Genomic DNA, 17,147 nt, shown 5'->3' on the forward strand with positions numbered 1-17,147 from the left:
TAAGTTGGGTAAGCCCGTCCAGGGAGGAAGCCTGCGGTTCATCCCTTACTCAACTTTACACCACTGGCACCGTACCCCCATCAATCAAATAGTTGGCACCGGTCAAGTAGGACGCAGCTGGTGAAACCAGAAAATGAACCAGCGAAGCAACTTCCTCCGGTTCCGCCATTCGACCCATTGGGATGCCACCCGCTTGCGTCGCCATTCGTTGAAAGGCTTCTTCAGCACTTAGGCCCGAAGTGGCCGCGAAATTTTGGATGAGTTGCTGCATCAAGGGCGTGTTGGTCGCTCCTGGGGATACGGTCAGCACGCGTATGCCTTTGGGGGCCAGTTCATTCGATAGGGCTTTGCTATAAGCATTTAGCCCCGCTTTTGATACAGCATACGCCAAATTGTGATACCACACGGGTTTTAAACCAGCCACCGACGAAACATGAACAATCACCCCGCTTTTTTTATCAATCATGTTGGGTAACAGCGCTCGGTCTAGCCGAATGGCAGCCAATAAGTTAAATTGTAACTCGCTCTCCCAGTGTTGGTCCGTTAAGCTACTGAATCCCCCACCGGGTGCAGTCACTCCGCCAACATTGTTGACGAGGATATCAAGGCCTCCAAACGTTTCGTTGATGGCTTGGGCCAGCTTGTCTACCAGTTGAGGCTGGGTGATATCGGCTTCCAGGAAATGATGGGTCAACTTGGTCTTCCCGGGAGGCTGTCGGGCTGTAATGATAACCTGGGCTCCTGCCTGACTTAGCTTGTCGGCAATGGCTTTGCCAATGCCTTTGGTGCCGCCCGTTATCAAAGCCGTTTTACCAGCCAGGTCTTGGTGGTGATGTTGGTTACTTTCCATATGATTCATATGTTTGAATGACTTGTTTCAAATGTTGTGCTCAATCCTGTTGATGATTGAGTGTTTATTTGTGCAAAGGTGGGCCTGGTTGTCGAGATGGATTTAGCCAAATGACGGTTTAGTTTAGTCAAAACTCACCCAGGCCTTCTAAGGTGTCGATGGTAGGCAGAGGATCAGAAGTATCCAATCGGCTAGTTAGTCGTTACGACGGCATGGTAAGCTGTTGTGGGTACAAAGTTGTCCTGTCATCTCAATAAAAGCTGGTTTTCTTGTTCTGATCGAAGATAGTACCCTAGCGGCCAAAAGCCACTGGGGTACTATCTAGAACTCATTTGACTTAGTTTTAACTAAACATTCACACAGTATCAGCGATTTACATGTCAGTGGTTCATCTCAATTTACGCAACCTGACATGGCACATCCTTTCACAATCGCGGTTGATTCGGCAGTTCTGGCTGATTTACAAACCAGGCTGACCAATACCCGCTGGCCCGATCAAGTGGATAATCAGAAATGGCAGTTGGGCACTGATAATACCTATTTGCAGCAGTTCTGCTCGTATTGGCAGCACGAGTTCGACTGGAAAAAGCAACAAGACTACTTGAATACGTTCTCCCATTTTAAGACGACGATAGACGATTTTGGTATTCACTTCATTCACCAAAAAGGGGAAGGTCCGCATTCGGTCCCGTTACTACTGACCCATGGCTGGCCTGACTCGTTTGTTCGCTTTTTAAAACTGATTCCTCTGTTGACAAAAGCTGATGAGACTGGACTTTCCTTCGACGTGGTCGTCCCCTCCATTCCAGGCCATGGGTTCTCGGACATTCCCACCCAAAGCGGCATGAACGCTAAGCGTATTGCTGGCTTGTTTGCTGATCTGATGACCAAGGAGTTGGGTTATAAAAAATTCGTCGCTCATGGTGGAGATGTCGGTAGCGAGGTTACCGAACAACTGGCTTTACATCAGGCTAAGGCGCTGCTGGGCATTCACCTGACTGATATTCCCTATCATCACATCATTACGGCCGACGAGTACAAACTCAGCAAAGCGGAGAAAGACTACAAGCAGGAAGTAACGCAATGGCAGCAAACGGAAGGAGGCTATAATGCCATTCAGAGCACGAAGCCCCAGACGCTGGCCTATGGGCTCAACGACTCACCGGCGGGACTAGCAGCCTGGCAGTTGGAAAAGTTTTATGCCTGGAGCGATTGCGGTGGTGATCTGGAAAGCTGTTTTACCAAGGATGAGTTATTGACCAATCTGACGATTTACTGGGTCACACAAACCATCAATTCATCAGCTCGTCGGTACAACGAAGCCATGAAGGATATGATGCAGGAAATGTACAATCCGCTGGTAAAACTGAATCCCTTCGATAAAACCGGCACTAAGGCGGATGTACCGACGGGAGTTGCTCAATTCCAAACCGACCTGCTGCCCCCGAAGGCCTTTGCCGAAAAGTTCTTTGACATCCGCCAGTGGAATAAGCTGCCCAAAGGGGGTCATTTTGCCGCTATGGAGCAACCCGAGCTACTAGCCGAAGATATCCGGCAGTTTGTAGGTGGATTATCATCGGTAAAATGATATGGCAAGATGCCTTTTTTTACCAACGTGAAACACTAGCTTCGTTGGTTTACAGAAGAACACCGTACCAGCAATGTTACGGTGTTCTTAGTTTGTTACCCCTGTTTTGTAAATTCTCAGTTAACGCTCCCACTTGAAACAAAGAGAATATCACGTATCTGCTTCTAAGAATGGGCGTTTTAAGAGGCTTTATAGTAAGGTGATAGTAACAATATCATCAGGTTTGTCATTCTTTTGCAAATGGGATTTATTGGCTAGTTAGAGTCAGATTTACTTGACGACGTACACGCCACTAGCCTGGCCCTGTGCCGTCTAGGGTTTAATCCATTCTATTTAGTATAGCGTAATGTAATGACTATAGAAAAAGAGCGATAGATGTTCACAGCTATCGCTCTCATCTGGTATTGGTAGCCAATAAGTTAGTTGTCTATTTTTTTTGCTTCGCCACTAATGGCTCTTCCAGTGGCCTTAGTCGCTTTGGTAACGGCGCGTCCGGTCGCTTTCGCACCGGTGGCGACCGCTTTGCCAGTTGCTTTTCCGGCCTTGCCAACGGCTTTCCCAGTGGCTCGACCAGCGCTACCAACGGCGTGTGCTCCGTCAGCTACCCCGGTTTCAACTTTATCGCCCACGTGTTTAACGTCCGCTCTGGTTTTTTCTTTACGGGCAGCACGAGCCGCCTGGTCATCCTGAGCCAATGCGCCAGTGGTTAAGGTCGCACAAAAGGCAATCGATAAAAGCAATTTCTTTTTCATAGCGTTTTGTAAGATAGCCAGAGAGACGGACTCCCCAGGGGGTATGTATAGTCAGTTAAAAACTCGTTTTCTGTCGATTTGTTTAGCAGATAATCCTCCAATGAGTAGGCTAAAAAAATGCAACCAACTTGATGTGGTTGCGTTTTAACCAACCTTTGCCAGATGACAATTACTCAATAAAAACACAACTACTCGTTAGATGGCTTGAGCGTTAATCGACCCCGTCGGCTTTTTTCTTTTTGTCTTTAGCGACGGCCTTGAGTTCTTTGGCATCGCTTTTAATTTCTTTCTTTTCGGCATGGTTTAATTTACGGTCCGCTTTGGCATTGCGCGTTTTAGGATCCGAAATCCCGGCAATCTCCACCCCTTTACCAGTGGCTGCATTCGACTTCAGTTCCTGAGCTTTGGCTTCTTTCTTATCCGCTTTCTGCTCTTTTTTCTCCGCCTTGGCTTCCTGAACGGCCTGGCCAAAACTGGTTTGCGTTAGGGTTAACAGGGCTACCACAGATGCCCCTAGGATGATCTTGTTCATAACGATTTTTAGTTTAGTGAAAGGATTTCTTACTAATTGGCTTAAGTAATTATATTCAATATGGTGTGTTTTGTTTACCAAACCCGGCTAAAAGTGGCCGGTTTTGCGAATACCCACCGAAAAGCCAGTCGTATTGTCATACAGATCCCCAATGTCGGTCGCAATCGAAGCGCGTGCCGTTACGCCTTTTAGGATAGCCACGGGCGATGAGATGGAGAGCAGGGAGGAAAACTGGCGAATTGGTATGGGAAAAGGTTGTTCATAGGTGCCCAGATTTTCGCTATAAGACGCTTTGAGCTGGAACGAAAAAAAATCCAGGACCTGGCCCGATAGGCCAAAATGCATCACCCCTACCCGGTTATTATTTGTGAAGCCATACTGGGGCAAGTCGCTTCGACTGGCCGACGATGGACTGATAAATGGTGTGCCCAGGGTCTGCCCATAGCGGGACCAGCCATCCTGATACTGGGAATGATTGAAATAGTTATCCCGTCCCCGCTGCTTATCAATCGTACCCACGAAAATGGAACCACCCTGACTCTGGGTATAGAGATATTCGACCAGTAGGTCCTCAATCCGAACCCTGGATGGATTGAGGGGACGTCGGTTGCGGATACGTAGCCCGTTGAGTCCATCCTGAATGTTAGTTAAATAAAATAAGGAACCATCCTCGTAGATATTCTGCCGGTAAGCAAAGACCGAGAACGATTTGCCCGTGTACTCAAAAGCCAAATCGACTGTTCCTAAATGATTGCCAATCCGATTCTCCTGATCGAAATGGCTGATCCGATTGGTATCGATATTGGCTTGCGTATTCAGTGAACGGGCCAGTACCACATTGACATAATCACTGTACTGATTGGGAAGCTGATTATTCTTAATGGTCGCGTTATTCGATAAGCGATCAGTCCTTCCGCCCCACATCACCTGGTGATTGATGCCCGCAAAAAGCTTCACCCGCCAGTTGGGTTTGCCAAACCGGGCATAGAGCGCTTTTTGGTGCAGCATGGTGTTATCGACAAATCGTCCCGATTCAAACCAGCCATGGGCGTAGAGCCCTTTGAAACCAATAATCCCTTTGCGGGGAAGGTAGTCGGGAACTCCCACCTGTACTTTGGTTAAGGGTAATGCATTACCTGACCAGGCATACGATCCTGAACTCAGGGTTGAATCGACCAGGCCGATGATTTCCCGGCGTCTGCCCACCCAAACTTCCACACTACGCCCCAGTTTGAGTTTCAGATAGGCTTCAGGGATCAACAACTGATAGCGGTAACCGGCATTGATGACCGCTTGGGCGCCCCAGCCAAAATCAATCTTGCGCCGGATGGCTTTTAGGCTATCAGCACGCGACAAGATAGCCCGATACTCCTGGCTTATTGACTGGCGCAGGGTCATGAACGGACTTTCACTAGGTACAATTCCGTATTGATTTGTGCGTAACCAGAAGGGTGTAATTGACGAAGAAGCAGCATAATAACCGACCTCGGTTTGATACTGTACGCTTCGGGGGGATTGCCCCCAACCTGGCCGAACAAGCAGAAGAACCAGTAAATAAACTAGTGCATAGCTAGAGAAAGTGGGCATAGGCGATAAGGGCAGAAAGTTGGCGCTGAAGTCATCTTCAGCGCCAACGGAATCAGTGAATGGTGAAAATGGAATCAAAAAAGGCTAACCCAGCAAAGAGCTAGTTAAGTCGGTGCGGACGAGTGCGTAGGGCCAAGCCGGAGCTTATCCCAGCTTGGGACGTTTAGCCGGTTGGAACGCCTTACCAAACCAGCCCGACGATTGGTGACTCGCCCTGGTGGCATCGGAGGGTGAATAAGTAGGCGGTTGTAAGTTGTTCAGTTTGTACTGAATGAACCGAAAGGCTACATAGCAATAAGCGATAATGACCCCCGCTTCCACGAGTATATCCAGAGGTTGCTGCTCATAGTGGCCTAGTTTGATGTCCAGGTACAAGTCCAACAGGATCCAGCAGAAGCCTATAAACCCCAGCAGGCCCGCCAGGAAGATACTCATCAATAACAAGGATTGTCTCATAACGATTGAATTTAACTGTACACTTATTTTTAGCCCAAGCGGGTGCGGTGGCCCTTTAATTTGGTCAGCACCGAATCAATACGACGGCGGGCCACTTTGACAATCTGCTCATTGGGCATACTCACCTCCAGGGTAATGGAGTTATACGTCTGGACAAAGCTGGGGTTGATCAGCTCCGACTTATGCACCCGGACAAAGCCCGGAATCATTTCTTCAAACCATTTCAGGTTTTTGGTGGTCAAGATGGGTTTGGCCTGGGCATGAAGATGCAGCCAAGTGTAATTGCTCTCCCCCTGCAAGCGAATAATGGTGTTTAACAAGAGAGGCTTTTCAACACCGGGTACTTTAATCGAGCCAGCAATAGGACTAACAACAGTAGGAACCATAGCGAGTGGGATAATGATAAGAACTAGACAGTAATGCACAGATAATAGCCACCGAATCCAACCAGTGGGCATAGGTGATTGAGACAGACGAAATCCTCTGTCGGGCCGGTTTAAGACCGGTTAAGTGGATACCAACGGGCTCGTAATACGAATCCCATTAGCTGACCGAAAACAGCGAGTCATCAACCGGCAAAATTGGTCGGGACAGCCGAAAATAAGAAAACAAGAGGGCTAGGAGCAGCTCATAGTTGCCAGACGGCATGAAGCACTTGCCGTCGCCTACGTTTAAGACGACGATGGAGGAAAAAAGCAAAAATTGGTAAGGTGAGGACCAAGAGCGGGTCAACTGCCCAGACGAGCGGATGTTTGTAAGGCGTACTAGCTAGGGCTGCGGGTAAGATTAGCCGGTAGTCAATCACGGTCGGGGTAGGGGATTGAACTGGGGTGGTGTGTACGTATGTGTCATACACATCACCAAACTCATCACCCATGTCGCCCAGGTCAATTTCCAGGACAGCACACGAGAAAAATAGACCTATCCAGAACACCGTCACTAGACGAATCCAGCTCACTGAGCCAAGCCCCCGCTTCATAGCGCTATACGGAACGATATGATCATTCAGTGATCTCGAAGCCCATAACCGAGATAGCTTGTGAATCCATTGGCTAGCCAAAAAAAATTCCGATAATGGGTTGAAGGCCATCACCGGAAGCGTCGTCTTTGGAGTCAATTTAGTAGCTAAGCATCCCTGTCGCATATAAGCAGGCAACCAATTAATGTAAGGTAATCAATGAACTGTTAAGGGGAAAGGCTAGCTGGATAGGCAGTCTATTGGCAAAAGGGCTGCCAGACATTTTAATCTGCGTCACTACGTAGGCAGGTTCTGTATCCTGATACATGAAAAAATCAGCGTATTGACCATATTTGGACTGACTGTGCCTGTTTTTTTTCGAAACATGACTTAACTCATTTTAAAATCTTCATGGTAAAGCTTCTCTGTTTTGAGGAATAAACTCTACAGAATTGAGTAAGTATGTAATCGAAGCAAAAGAGTAGGCAATTTTTAATAAGTCTATATAACGATTAATAATATACGTTATTGACCATGTAACCATATATAGACCTAAAAATGGCGCTTCGCACCCGATTCGATTATCCACTAGCTGGGTAAGATGAAGCCAGATCGCTTAAACCGACCCTTGCTTCTGGGGTACTAGTCATCTTCAGACCGGTAAGCTGATTTTGCAGGCAGGCGGACGATCTCCTAGCTCTAACTAAACTTAATGAACAAATAATTTTATTGGCCGGTTTAAACACTCATCTCATCAAAAGTAGTTTAGCACCACCTAGTTTGCCAATCATGGCCAGCGCACACGCATCCGAGAAGGAGAGAAAATCCGGTTCCGTTTATGGGTTACTCGAACTAGTAGGGATTCTTTCGGTAGGTGGGATGCAGGGGGCTGGCATCTGATGGCTGATCCATCTGGCCAATGGCTGGCGGTTTCTCCTGAATGGTTCTCCTGGTTGATCACCAATTTTTTCCTGCCTGGTCTTTTCGTTTTTGTGTTCTTTGGATTTACCCCCCTATTTTTGGTCTATGCCATTCTGACGCGGCTGAAGTGGCCCTTAGCTGAGTCGTTCGTTAGGGACTGTGGCTATCACTGGGCCTGGGTGGCTGCTGTGGGTTTGGCAGCGCTGCTCTTGCTTTGAACGATGGTGTTAGTCGTCGTCATTGGTTTCCATACCCTTTATCAGGTTCTTGACACTATAATGAGCCTGATCATTCTGAGTTTTCTATTTCTACCTTCGGTTCGTAGCGCTCTCCAGTAAGCGTTTGTTTCCCGCATAGCTCGTTGACAGTGGCGTTTGAAGCGGTCTTCAATGAGGAAAAGACTCTATTCAGCGAGATACCGTTAAACCTTACCGACATAGGGTAGTCTATAGCATTGATAGCCAACAACTATTTCCTACTGAGAAATTAGGTGTGTATCCTTTTAGAGGGACTGTAGAGTGTAGCCCTCGGAGCTTGTACGACTTAAACTAGAACCATGCACCAGCTGAACACGGCGTGCAGCATCCCAGTTAATGAATCAACTAGAGCCTACTTCAGGTAGCCAAAAACTTACGTATCACCTGGAATTACCTGCGCAATTCACCAGTTGGAATGGCTTTTATGATGAGCTGATCCGATTGGGACTCATTCATCCTGCCACCTCCCTTATTCGCATTAAAGTCTTTCGGGCAGCGGATAGCGTTCAGGATGGGGAAAGTGTTTCGGTCTATTTATTGTATGAGCGGCAGCACATTGAGCGGATGTGTCTAGGGGAATTTCGCCAGGAACGATCCACCCAGTCAAGTTACTTGTTGACCGCTCAGGAGTTAGAGCGACTGATTCAGATCGTGAGCAACCAGGCCTCCCAATTAAACGATTGGGATTTACTGATCAAACTCAAAGGGCTATACCACTATAAGCAGCATCAGGATAAAAAATAAGTAACAAGCACGCAGCACGATCTACTCGTGTAGCGTATTGATTTAATCTCAAGAATCCCTCCACAATGAGACGATGAAATCCCTTGATGACTTTCGTATCATTGGCCGCCAATTCCTGCCCTGTCAGCCCCGTACCTTCCCAGATCGGAACTTGATCGCGTTCGCTTTATTTAGTAGCCCACCGGTTTCTCATCTGGGACTTCACGAGCAGGAAGCTCTCGTGAAAAGCGATCGGGTCAAGTCCCCATTTTACCAGCCGCTTTCAGTATACATACTCTGATTTTTAAACAGACTGCTAGCCTGCTAAAAGGCATTCATAAGGCCGTAACGGAGCCGATTTTAAGCTGTACCTAATGTTGCGCTGGCTCCAATGAAGTAAGCAAGCTGGGGCAAATGAGCTGAGGAGTTGGATTTAATTTTATCGTATTGTGGGTTACCATTTACACCTCCCCAGGCAGGAATGAGGGTGTAAAAAATTTATTTGCACGAGTATCTTAAGGCTTGGCGAACACGGAAGACCAAGACAAGGTACTAGTTAATGTGTTGATTTTAAGTCGGTTGATTTTTGAAAATTCATAAAGTGTTGATAAATATCAACGCTTTTTTTTATCAATTATCATCGTTCTAGCGGCTGCTACAGTGCCAATTTTGCTTTGTCAAAGGACAAGTAACTTACTTAAAAATCAGACAACTTATGCATACCAACGCATTTAATCCTGCCAATGCAGCCATGCTGCTTATCGACCATCAGATCGGAACGATGGCTTGGACTCACTCCCACGATATTAACCTGGTGAAACAAAATGCCATCAAGTTAGCTAAAATCGCTAAGGCACTCAACTTGCCCGTGGTTTTGACATCCAGCATGGAAGATCAAGTACAGGGTCCCCTAATTCCTGAATTGGCTGACATCCTGCCGGAAGCCTTTGCCGCCCGCATTAAACGGCCAGGCATTGTCAATGCGATGCACCATGAAGGGTTTAATCAGGCCGTAAAAGCACTGGGCCGTAAAAAGCTGTTGGTAGCTGGCGTAACGACCGAGATTTGTGTCACTTTCCCGGTTCTGCAAATGCTGGACGAGGGCTACCAGGTGCAGGTATCAGCCGACGCATCGGCTTCGTATACCAAATTTGGCGATCAACTGGCCCTGGAACGGATGCGCCAGGCGGGTGCCATCATCACCACCGTTGACCAGATCATCTCCGAGCTAGCCATCGATTGGACCAGTCCAAATGGTCAACAGTTAGTGGGTATTCTTAACTATAATTAATGGCTATTGCCGTTCCGCCAGATGAACGAGTAAACACCGCTACGTTTTCCCGTTCATCTGGCCTAGAACCCCAATCGTTCACCGACTTTAATCAACTAAACCATGAAACTGATCAAAGCCGCTACCAAGCGTGGTTTTGGCAACGCTATTTTCCAGGTATATGTCCTGTACCCGGGTACAGTAATGGGTACATATGATACGGGCTTATTAACCATTGGTCGTATCGACCACGCTTCCTTCCGGCCTCCGGGTATTGTACCCATGCACCCCCATCAGGATGATGAAATTTTATCCTATATGCGCGCCGGGCAACAGATTCATAAGGATAGCACGGGACAAATCGAACATTTGACCGATTCCTATTTGATGTTGATGAATGCAGGAAGCGGGATTTCCCATGAGGAGATTGCCGAAAAAGATGTGGAGATGCTACAGATATTTATGCGGCCTGCTGAAAACGGGTTACCACCCCAGGTCCAATTTCATCAGTTTGCTGACGTGTACAGTGTTAATCAATGGCGGCTACTGGCAGGCAATGATGCAAAGGCCCCGCTCCAGCTGCGCGTTGATACAGCCATCTTTGATGCCCGATTAAATAAGGATCACCTTTTAACTATACCCCCTACGGACGAAAACGTGGTTCACCTGTTGTATTGTTTTAACGGCAGCATTGAGGTTGGTGATCATAGGCTGGAAAAAGGAGATAGCCTGATCTTTGAATCGGGAACATATAGCCATCAAAGCGCTGAGGGAAAGCGATCTGGTCTTATTTCAGATCAACGAAAGCGCTCGCTATAGCGATACGGGTATGTTTAGTGGCAATCAGAATCGAGTAATCAGACGCTAAAAACAAGGTCAACCCATCCCTATCCAACCATGCGATCGGCCTCAGGATAAGGCTTGCTTTCGGGCCCGGCTTAAGGTCTCCTTGGTTATACCGAGATAGGACGCAATGATATGCTGGGGAAAGCGCTGAACAATCTGTGGGTACAACCGCTGGAAGTTCTCATAGCGCTTGAGGGCGGAAAGACTGATGGTATCATCGACCTGCTGCTGGGAGGCAATGTGATTGTTTTCGCTCATTTGCCAGAACATGGCTTTAATGGCCGGGATTTGCAGGATCACCTCGAGTTGAGGCCGTGGTAAAACAAGCAGTTCCGTATCCTCCCAGGCTTCGATGAAATAGCGGGAGGGTGTTTGATTCATGTAACTGTCGCGATCAACGACCCACCAGTTTTCAATGGCCAGTTGAAGAATGTGCTCAACGCCAGCCTCGTCCACACTAAACTGGCGCAGGGCCCCTGTCAAAATAAACCCAGTGTGGGCACACACCTTACCTGCTTCAAGAAAATACTGCTTTTTTCGGAGTCGTTTAGGGTGAAAAGCGGACTGAATGATTTGCTTTTCCTGATCCGAAAGGGCCTCTTTACCGTATAGTTGGATATAATCAAAAAGGGGTTGATACATGCTGATTGGTGTTTGTCTGGGTTGCCGTGGCTAACCCATCAACGAATGATTCTTACTGCAAAATGCTATTTTTTGTCTTAGTAGGCAAGGGTAAAGTGGCAGTCAGTTATCTTTAGTATTTGAGTCAACGAAGGACGAACACTATTGGGAACTAATTATTGGTGTAGGCAGCGTTCACTGAACGATTAATCGTTAGCTGCAAGCAGATTGATGTGGATGACCCATCAGACCGCTGTTCACATTAAACGCTCGCCTTCCTGAGTACTATAATTCATTTTCCATCTTCTAGTGCCCGATAAAAATCAGCTATATTTATAGCTACATGGATACCTAAAGATCCAAGCTATGGCGCTGGTAGACAGTCAAATTGGGCAGACTTGGGGGGGGCTGGCCGATTTTAGCCCGGTGCATGAGCTGAACGACACCTCGGCCTGAGCCGATACGGTACCCGTCGCGAGCAACGAGCCCAAGTGGGCAACTTAGCCGGTAAGAGAGCCGGGCTCTCGCCGATGGCTAAGGATAACGCAGGCATGCGCTGGCACCATCTTCGCTGCCAGCGCATGCCGACGTAAACCCATTCAATAAACCCGATGGTGATGAATGGGTGCTGGAGAAAGTGGAAACAGCTGCCGATGGCTAGGCTGGGATCCAGCAAGTGAACTTCTGTAGGTAGTCACTTGCCCGAACTGAATGAATGGTGGCATGGGATATTGCCCCATTACAAGCATTAAGTACCCGCAAAATAAGTCGTTTTTAGGTATTCTCGCAGCGAAGTTGGCTTACGGCCCAGCAAACGTTCGACCGTATCGTGCGTCCCGGCCAGCATGCCGTGTTGGGTGGCAGCACCCCACTGGGCTAAGAAGTTGGCGACGAAGTCGGGGAATCCGGCGGCTACTTTCTGCGCGATGTAGGGAGCCAGTTCGCTACTTTGGTAAGCGATGGGCCGACCCGCTAACGCGGAGAGTTCCCGGGCAATATCGTGAAACGAATAGGTTTCACTCCCGGATAGGGTATAGTCCTGGTTGTCATGCCCTTCACTGGTCAGCAGGGCGGCCGTGGCAGCGGCCAGTTCGGCCCGCTTAACGAACGCTATCTTACCTTCACTTGCCGGGAAACGTATCTCGGTATCCGGCACCTCGCTCCCAATCAGGAACCCAAGGCCTTCAAAGTAGTAGCCGTTTTTGAGAATGGTGTATGTCAGCCCGGACGCTTTGAGGTAGGCTTCTGTGGCCAGGTCGCTTTCCGTAACCTGCGGCATGACAAAGTTTGTGCTGCGTTGAATGCTGGTGTAAAACAGGTGCTTCACCCCGGCTTGCTTAGCCGCGTCGATGACATTGCGGTGTTGACGCACCCGGTCGGTGAAGGCCACGGCGGAAACAAGTAGCACCTTATCGATGCCCCGAAAGGCTTGCACCAGCGCGGGATAGTCAAAGTAGTCTGCTTGCCGGACGTCAACGCCCCGCTTCACCAGGTCGGTAGCTTTATTGACGTGACGCACCAGGGCGGCTATTTCTGTGGCCGGGGTGGTCGTGAGCAAGACGTCGATGATTTGGTGGCCTAACCCACCAGTGGCTCCAGTTATTAGAATCATGGTCAAATGAACTTAAAATCCATGTACATTTACTTGCTAATTGCAAGTTCAAAGGTAAGGTAAAACTACTTGCAAATTGCAAGTAAAAAGATAAATTGTTTTTTATGAAAGAGCTAAAACAGCGGTCTACTTGCCCCGTCAGTACAGCGCTCGACGTACTGGGGGATAAATGGAGCCTGCTCATTCTGCGGGATATGGTGTTCGCGGGCAAGTCTACGTACGGGGAATTTTTGCAGTCAGCGGAAAAAATAGCGACCAACGTGTTGGCCGACCGCCTGGCAGTCCTGGAGTCGCAAGGCATCTTGAGCAAGTCCGTGGCCTCGGATAAGAAATCGAAGTTCACCTACCGCCTGACAGAAAAAGGGGTGGATACCGTACCAATTATCATAGCGCTCGTTCAGTGGGGAAGCAAGCATGGTCCCACCGTCGTCGACCCTGGCTTGATGGAAGAACTGGAGGCTGGGAAAGACGCGGCTGTTGAGAAGTATCAACGGCTCGCCCGCGAAAAGGCCCTGACTTAAATAAGCTTATTGCGTCTTCACACCAGGAAAGCAGTGGGATTTCAAACCCGCTTTTCTACGCTTTCGGGTATTGCCAGCTAAGCGTGCACTGAGACCCCAATCTATACGATTGCCGCCAGCAGGCATGATAGTCTTCCCATCCACGGGCTGAATCGTATGCGACGGATTGCGTTTGACAGATAGTGAAAATCCATGTCTCTTGAAACACTCCTTCATAAGACAAAGGAGTGTTCAGATTGCTAACATGCAAACTTGGGGGCGATAATAGTGAATGTATAAGGAAGCGGATGAGCGCAGGAAATTGTATACTGATCCTTGTTAGTTCAGGAAAAAACGATTTCTTTGTTCCTAAGAGCCAGACTTGGCCAAAGTGAGTTTGCCCCTCCTACAGTACCTGTTTCTTAACCCTACCGTAGAACCATGAAAAGCCAGAAAATCCAAAACATGAGCCGGGAGGCCTTGCTCAAACAAAAAAAGTCGATTAAATTTTTAACTGGCTTGCTGTCGGGAGCCTTGCTGATGCTGTTTGCCATCACCCTTTATCAAACGCTCACCCGGGGCTTTACTACTTTTTTAGTTGTTCCTTTTGGCTTGTTGCCAATCCTGGTGCTGACAGCGAATAATCTAAAGCAGATTAACCAAGAACTAGTCAATCGGAACGAGTAATCCACAAACAGACTAACCCCGTTAGGTCTGCGCTCACAAACGACAGGCCACACGTCCCGAAGTCGGGTGATCAGCCCACCCAGGCCGGGCCGATTTCTATGGATCAAACAAGGGTTGGCGTATAATTTTTGTTATATTTTTTGCCCCGTTTGACCACTGCATAGACTCGATGGATGAGTTTATCTCTTAGTGGATTGATAACCAACATCTTATTCTTGCCTTCTTTGACTTTTCGCTGATAATACTCCTGTAATTCACCGGGCACTTGAAGAGCCGACATGGCCGCCATATGAAGTAAGGTTTTTAGTGATTTTCGAGCGTTATGATTCACTCGGCTCTTGCCCCGTAAGAGCTACTGCCCGAGGAGTGCTCGAAGGGAGCTACACCCGCATGGCAATCGGACGGCCGAAGCCGCCAGCTTTTTGGGGTCATCAATAACTTTGAATTCATCACTGGCTAGGATTAATTCAGTGGCCACGACTTGACCAACACCGGGAATAGAAGTAACCAACTCAAAGAGTGCTTTCAGAGTAGGATCGTCAGTAATAAGCTGTTTGATTGCCTTTTCGACCCCTTTTAAATCACTCAGTAGCGCCTTCAGTGAGCTACTGCAATGCTGACCTAGTTGAGTAGTCAGGGCTTTGTCGCCAAATCGTTTTTGTTCGGCTAAAGGCACCGATTCGGCGGCCCGGCTTCAACTGGCTGACCATACCTTGCAGACGCTGACGAAGTAGAGTAAATTCGGCCAGCTTTTTCATGACTGGTCGAGCTGGCTTCCAGAGCCGAGTCCGGTCTTGAAAGCGATAAGCGTACTCAGCAATGCGTTGAACATCAACACTATCTGACTTGCCTTGTTGCAGCCCGCCAGCTTGTTTAATATGTAGGGAAGCTTCTAGCCAGATCGGTAACTGAGCCTGAAAAATCACTTCCAAGGCGTGTGCGTTGTAAAGACCCGTGTGCTCCATACAAACCATGCAGTTTGAGCGATCAAAATCAGGGAGTGCGTGGAGTTGTTTGATCACCGCTCGGATAGCAGTTGGTGAGTTTTCAGATTGGGTCTGCCAGACGATACCTTTATTGGTATAAACAGCCCAATCCAGCGTGTTCTTCGAAACCGCACGGGCGGCCCCGATCAATCCCAATGAAGTGGCGAATGTCCATTAGAGTACTTAATTTTATGGTTAGACAATCAGACTGCTTACTCATCACTCGCTACCTTGCTAATGGGACTACTATCCCTAATTTCTATTCGAGTCGGACCGCCGAAGCGGTTAAGTAAGAAAGACCGAGCGGGACCTGAATCGGCCCATAGGTTGCGAGCCTGGCCGGAGACGCTAGGGAAGCCCGCTCGGTTGTCTGTCTGGCAAGCTACCTAAATCTTGGAATCTTACCACCTCACAAACCTAAAGGCTGGAGCGGTTAAAGAAAGGCGAAATTGCGGCCCATTGAGAGTCGCCGGGCCGCCGGAGCGGTCAGTTTTGAAAACTGTTTGGTCATTACTTTGCATTTTGGTCGATACAAAGATGACACGACTCTCAATCTTTCTCAATTCCCCAACACGTTCTAAATCCATTACAAAACGCCTAAATAGTAAGTTTAAAGGAGGTTAGGTGTCCATATTCATATATTTATCCGATTGACTGAGGTAGTAAAAGCGGGTAGTTTTGATTCAAGTTTAAACTCGCGCTCAACCTTTAGCTCTTGTGAAGTATTTACCGCTCCTTCTTGGTATGTTATGCATTATAGGAGCTGGTTACCAGCTTTATCAGAAAAGTTGGTTATTCCTTAATGGACAATCGGTTGAGGGCACGGTTATTCGTAATGAAAGGAGCTTGGGTAAATCGACTGTCTATTACCCCATCGTGGAGTTTCAAACACTGAGCGGCCAGGTCTATATTTGCAAAGGGTACTCAGGAACATCCCCTGCTGAATACGAAGTAAAGGATACCGTAACAGTTCATTTTGACCCTACTAAGCCGACTAACGCTTTTATTGGTAATTTCTGTGGCTTGATTCTAGGATTTCTTTTTTCAATCTCGCTGGGTGTTCTCTTCAGCTGGTTTGGCCTCAAGGTGCTAGGGTGGGCTAAGCCATAGGCCACTAACACCGTTTTACCAGCTTCATAGTTCCTTCGTCTCATTTAATACTCCCACGTGAGACAAAGGGGTATTCATATGCCTGCTTCATAAATGGGTTGGGTAACAGCCACGGATGTATTTAGGAGACATCAAGCAAACAAGAATTTAATGGGGTAAGTTGTTTGATAAAGTCCTGACTTACACAGACCATGAGAAGCCCAGCAGGTACGGAGGAGTCGATTAGAAACCAAAAAAAAGGCTTCAAAACCGACCGGATTAAAACACTCGCCGATGGTATTTTTGGCATTGCAATGACCCTGCTGGTCTTGGATGTAAAGGAATCGGCTGGTCAAGGCCAGGACGTTTGGCAGCAGTTTCACCCCATACTTCTCAAGCTTTTTCCGTATGCGGTGAGTTTTCTCATCCTGGGCATTTATTGGACGGGTCATCAGTCCCAATTTTATTTTATCAAGTATACAACCCGGATGCATCTATGGATCAATGTCATTTTACTGATGTTCGTCGCCCTCATTCCCTTTTCGGCCGCCTTGCTGAGTGAAAAAAAACTGAGTCAATTTTCGGTGTTGATCTATGGTAGTAATGTCATTGCTGTCTTGCTGGCTTTTTACGCCCAATGGTGGTATGCCACCTATAAACACCGGCTAATCGATCCAGAATTGGATCCGCGCATCGTCACGCTAGTCAAACGAAGAATGTTGATTCAGGTGGGCTTCTTTTTGGTGGCCCTAGGAACATCTTACCTCCATACAGGGGTGAGTATCTTGCTTTTTCTTGTGGTCCAGCTGTCGTACGTCTTCCTGACGACTCAAACGCCCACCGGCGCTCCTGCTGATGTAGAAAAAACAGTTTCTCAAAAACAGACGGAGAACGAAAAAGCCGATTAAAAAA

At 47.8% G+C, this 17,147-nt stretch carries 20 protein-coding genes; 9 read left to right on the forward strand and 11 right to left on the reverse strand.

Translation table 11 applies throughout. The features are described 5' to 3' along the window. Positions 1 to 55: 55 nt before the first annotated feature. Positions 56 to 850 carry an SDR family oxidoreductase gene (locus ACYVGO_RS33075; protein ID WP_460973015.1) on the reverse strand — a complete coding sequence of 265 codons (795 nt, stop codon included), beginning with the start codon at positions 848 to 850 and terminating at the stop codon, positions 56 to 58. Positions 851 to 1,262: 412 nt separating this feature from the next. Here ACYVGO_RS33075 and ACYVGO_RS33080 point away from each other — a divergent pair, with 412 nt between their 5' ends. Further along, a complete protein-coding gene (locus ACYVGO_RS33080; protein WP_460973016.1) occupies positions 1,263 to 2,438 on the forward strand; it encodes an epoxide hydrolase family protein in 1,176 nt (391 codons plus the stop codon). A 419-nt stretch (positions 2,439 to 2,857) separates the two neighbouring features. Here ACYVGO_RS33080 and ACYVGO_RS33085 read toward each other — a convergent pair whose 3' ends face one another. The 6 genes from ACYVGO_RS33085 to ACYVGO_RS33110 all read right to left on the reverse strand — a co-directional run bounded on the left by ACYVGO_RS33085 (position 2,858) and on the right by ACYVGO_RS33110 (position 6,882). After that, a complete protein-coding gene (locus tag ACYVGO_RS33085) occupies positions 2,858 to 3,190 on the reverse strand; it encodes a hypothetical protein (RefSeq protein ID WP_460973017.1) in 333 nt (110 codons plus the stop codon). A gap of 211 nt (positions 3,191 to 3,401) precedes the next feature. Then, a complete protein-coding gene (locus ACYVGO_RS33090) occupies positions 3,402 to 3,722 on the reverse strand; it encodes a hypothetical protein (protein ID WP_460973018.1) in 321 nt (106 codons plus the stop codon). Positions 3,723 to 3,809: 87 nt separating this feature from the next. Continuing rightward, on the reverse strand, positions 3,810 to 5,309 hold the full coding sequence (locus tag ACYVGO_RS33095) for a capsule assembly Wzi family protein (protein WP_460973019.1): 1,500 nt from the start codon (positions 5,307 to 5,309) through the stop codon (positions 3,810 to 3,812). A 144-nt stretch (positions 5,310 to 5,453) separates the two neighbouring features. Further along, entirely contained in the window at positions 5,454 to 5,765 is a 312-nt protein-coding gene (locus ACYVGO_RS33100) for a hypothetical protein (protein WP_460973020.1), read from the reverse strand. Between the two features lie 29 nt (positions 5,766 to 5,794). Next, entirely contained in the window at positions 5,795 to 6,151 is a 357-nt protein-coding gene (locus tag ACYVGO_RS33105; RefSeq protein ID WP_460973021.1) for a LytTR family transcriptional regulator DNA-binding domain-containing protein, read from the reverse strand. Between the two features lie 242 nt (positions 6,152 to 6,393). Beyond that, positions 6,394 to 6,882, reverse strand: coding sequence for a hypothetical protein (locus ACYVGO_RS33110; protein WP_460973022.1), 489 nt, complete (start codon positions 6,880 to 6,882; stop codon positions 6,394 to 6,396). Between the two features lie 740 nt (positions 6,883 to 7,622). On the opposite strand from ACYVGO_RS33110, the gene ACYVGO_RS33115 reads away from it, so the two are divergent. The 4 genes from ACYVGO_RS33115 (at position 7,623) to ACYVGO_RS33130 (ending at position 10,713) form a co-directional block, all read left to right on the forward strand. Further along, entirely contained in the window at positions 7,623 to 7,862 is a 240-nt protein-coding gene (locus ACYVGO_RS33115; protein WP_460973023.1) for a hypothetical protein, read from the forward strand. A gap of 375 nt (positions 7,863 to 8,237) precedes the next feature. Next, positions 8,238 to 8,645: a hypothetical protein gene (locus ACYVGO_RS33120; protein ID WP_460973024.1), complete on the forward strand. Its 408-nt coding sequence runs from the start codon at positions 8,238 to 8,240 to the stop codon at positions 8,643 to 8,645. Between the two features lie 694 nt (positions 8,646 to 9,339). Next, positions 9,340 to 9,915: an isochorismatase family protein gene (locus tag ACYVGO_RS33125; protein ID WP_460973025.1), complete on the forward strand. Its 576-nt coding sequence runs from the start codon at positions 9,340 to 9,342 to the stop codon at positions 9,913 to 9,915. A 102-nt stretch (positions 9,916 to 10,017) separates the two neighbouring features. Further along, complete coding sequence (locus ACYVGO_RS33130) at positions 10,018 to 10,713, forward strand: pirin family protein (protein ID WP_460973026.1); 696 nt, start codon at positions 10,018 to 10,020, stop codon at positions 10,711 to 10,713. 90 nt (positions 10,714 to 10,803) lie between these two features. Here ACYVGO_RS33130 and ACYVGO_RS33135 read toward each other — a convergent pair whose 3' ends face one another. After that, positions 10,804 to 11,382 carry a Crp/Fnr family transcriptional regulator gene (locus ACYVGO_RS33135; protein WP_460973027.1) on the reverse strand — a complete coding sequence of 193 codons (579 nt, stop codon included), beginning with the start codon at positions 11,380 to 11,382 and terminating at the stop codon, positions 10,804 to 10,806. A gap of 727 nt (positions 11,383 to 12,109) precedes the next feature. Beyond that, complete coding sequence (locus ACYVGO_RS33140; protein WP_460973028.1) at positions 12,110 to 12,973, reverse strand: SDR family oxidoreductase; 864 nt, start codon at positions 12,971 to 12,973, stop codon at positions 12,110 to 12,112. A 104-nt stretch (positions 12,974 to 13,077) separates the two neighbouring features. Between ACYVGO_RS33140 and ACYVGO_RS33145 the strand changes: the two genes are divergently transcribed. Beyond that, positions 13,078 to 13,494, forward strand: coding sequence for a winged helix-turn-helix transcriptional regulator (locus ACYVGO_RS33145; RefSeq protein ID WP_460973029.1), 417 nt, complete (start codon positions 13,078 to 13,080; stop codon positions 13,492 to 13,494). Positions 13,495 to 13,914: 420 nt separating this feature from the next. Beyond that, positions 13,915 to 14,160, forward strand: a complete 246-nt coding sequence (locus tag ACYVGO_RS33150) for a redox-active disulfide protein 2 (RefSeq protein ID WP_460973030.1) — start codon at positions 13,915 to 13,917, stop codon at positions 14,158 to 14,160. A gap of 103 nt (positions 14,161 to 14,263) precedes the next feature. On the opposite strand, the gene ACYVGO_RS33155 is transcribed toward ACYVGO_RS33150, so the two are convergent. Both ACYVGO_RS33155 and ACYVGO_RS33160 read right to left on the reverse strand, forming a co-directional pair. Next, a complete protein-coding gene (locus ACYVGO_RS33155) occupies positions 14,264 to 14,491 on the reverse strand; it encodes a hypothetical protein (RefSeq protein WP_460973031.1) in 228 nt (75 codons plus the stop codon). 274 nt (positions 14,492 to 14,765) lie between these two features. Next, positions 14,766 to 15,302, reverse strand: a complete 537-nt coding sequence (locus tag ACYVGO_RS33160) for an IS110 family transposase (protein WP_460973032.1) — start codon at positions 15,300 to 15,302, stop codon at positions 14,766 to 14,768. A 561-nt stretch (positions 15,303 to 15,863) separates the two neighbouring features. Here ACYVGO_RS33160 and ACYVGO_RS33165 point away from each other — a divergent pair. Both ACYVGO_RS33165 and ACYVGO_RS33170 read left to right on the forward strand, forming a co-directional pair. Beyond that, positions 15,864 to 16,256 carry a DUF3592 domain-containing protein gene (locus ACYVGO_RS33165; RefSeq protein ID WP_460973033.1) on the forward strand — a complete coding sequence of 131 codons (393 nt, stop codon included), beginning with the start codon at positions 15,864 to 15,866 and terminating at the stop codon, positions 16,254 to 16,256. A 191-nt stretch (positions 16,257 to 16,447) separates the two neighbouring features. Beyond that, the gene (locus tag ACYVGO_RS33170; RefSeq protein WP_460973034.1) at positions 16,448 to 17,143 is read left to right on the forward strand and encodes a TMEM175 family protein; all 696 of its coding nucleotides are present in this window, start codon (positions 16,448 to 16,450) and stop codon (positions 17,141 to 17,143) included. The last annotated feature ends 4 nt before the right edge of the window (positions 17,144 to 17,147 follow it).

The sequence above is a fragment of the Spirosoma migulaei genome (assembly GCF_054776855.1).

What these genes read in the sequence shown, in the direction of transcription:
- ACYVGO_RS33145 (WP_460973029.1), top strand. Translation starts at nt 13,078, where the DNA reads ATGAAAGAGCTAAAACAGCGGTCTACTTGCCCCGTCAGTACAGCGCTC.
- ACYVGO_RS33090 (WP_460973018.1), bottom strand. Translation starts at nt 3,722, where the DNA reads ATGAACAAGATCATCCTAGGGGCATCTGTGGTAGCCCTGTTAACCCTA.
- ACYVGO_RS33095 (WP_460973019.1), bottom strand. Translation starts at nt 5,309, where the DNA reads ATGCCCACTTTCTCTAGCTATGCACTAGTTTATTTACTGGTTCTTCTG.
- ACYVGO_RS33105 (WP_460973021.1), bottom strand. Translation starts at nt 6,151, where the DNA reads ATGGTTCCTACTGTTGTTAGTCCTATTGCTGGCTCGATTAAAGTACCC.
- ACYVGO_RS33135 (WP_460973027.1), bottom strand. Translation starts at nt 11,382, where the DNA reads ATGTATCAACCCCTTTTTGATTATATCCAACTATACGGTAAAGAGGCC.
- ACYVGO_RS33100 (WP_460973020.1), bottom strand. Translation starts at nt 5,765, where the DNA reads ATGAGACAATCCTTGTTATTGATGAGTATCTTCCTGGCGGGCCTGCTG.
- ACYVGO_RS33130 (WP_460973026.1), top strand. Translation starts at nt 10,018, where the DNA reads ATGAAACTGATCAAAGCCGCTACCAAGCGTGGTTTTGGCAACGCTATT.
- ACYVGO_RS33120 (WP_460973024.1), top strand. Translation starts at nt 8,238, where the DNA reads ATGAATCAACTAGAGCCTACTTCAGGTAGCCAAAAACTTACGTATCAC.
- ACYVGO_RS33080 (WP_460973016.1), top strand. Translation starts at nt 1,263, where the DNA reads ATGGCACATCCTTTCACAATCGCGGTTGATTCGGCAGTTCTGGCTGAT.
- ACYVGO_RS33125 (WP_460973025.1), top strand. Translation starts at nt 9,340, where the DNA reads ATGCATACCAACGCATTTAATCCTGCCAATGCAGCCATGCTGCTTATC.
- ACYVGO_RS33140 (WP_460973028.1), bottom strand. Translation starts at nt 12,973, where the DNA reads ATGATTCTAATAACTGGAGCCACTGGTGGGTTAGGCCACCAAATCATC.
- ACYVGO_RS33115 (WP_460973023.1), top strand. Translation starts at nt 7,623, where the DNA reads ATGGCTGATCCATCTGGCCAATGGCTGGCGGTTTCTCCTGAATGGTTC.
- ACYVGO_RS33085 (WP_460973017.1), bottom strand. Translation starts at nt 3,190, where the DNA reads ATGAAAAAGAAATTGCTTTTATCGATTGCCTTTTGTGCGACCTTAACC.
- ACYVGO_RS33150 (WP_460973030.1), top strand. Translation starts at nt 13,915, where the DNA reads ATGAAAAGCCAGAAAATCCAAAACATGAGCCGGGAGGCCTTGCTCAAA.
- ACYVGO_RS33170 (WP_460973034.1), top strand. Translation starts at nt 16,448, where the DNA reads ATGAGAAGCCCAGCAGGTACGGAGGAGTCGATTAGAAACCAAAAAAAA.
- ACYVGO_RS33075 (WP_460973015.1), bottom strand. Translation starts at nt 850, where the DNA reads ATGGAAAGTAACCAACATCACCACCAAGACCTGGCTGGTAAAACGGCT.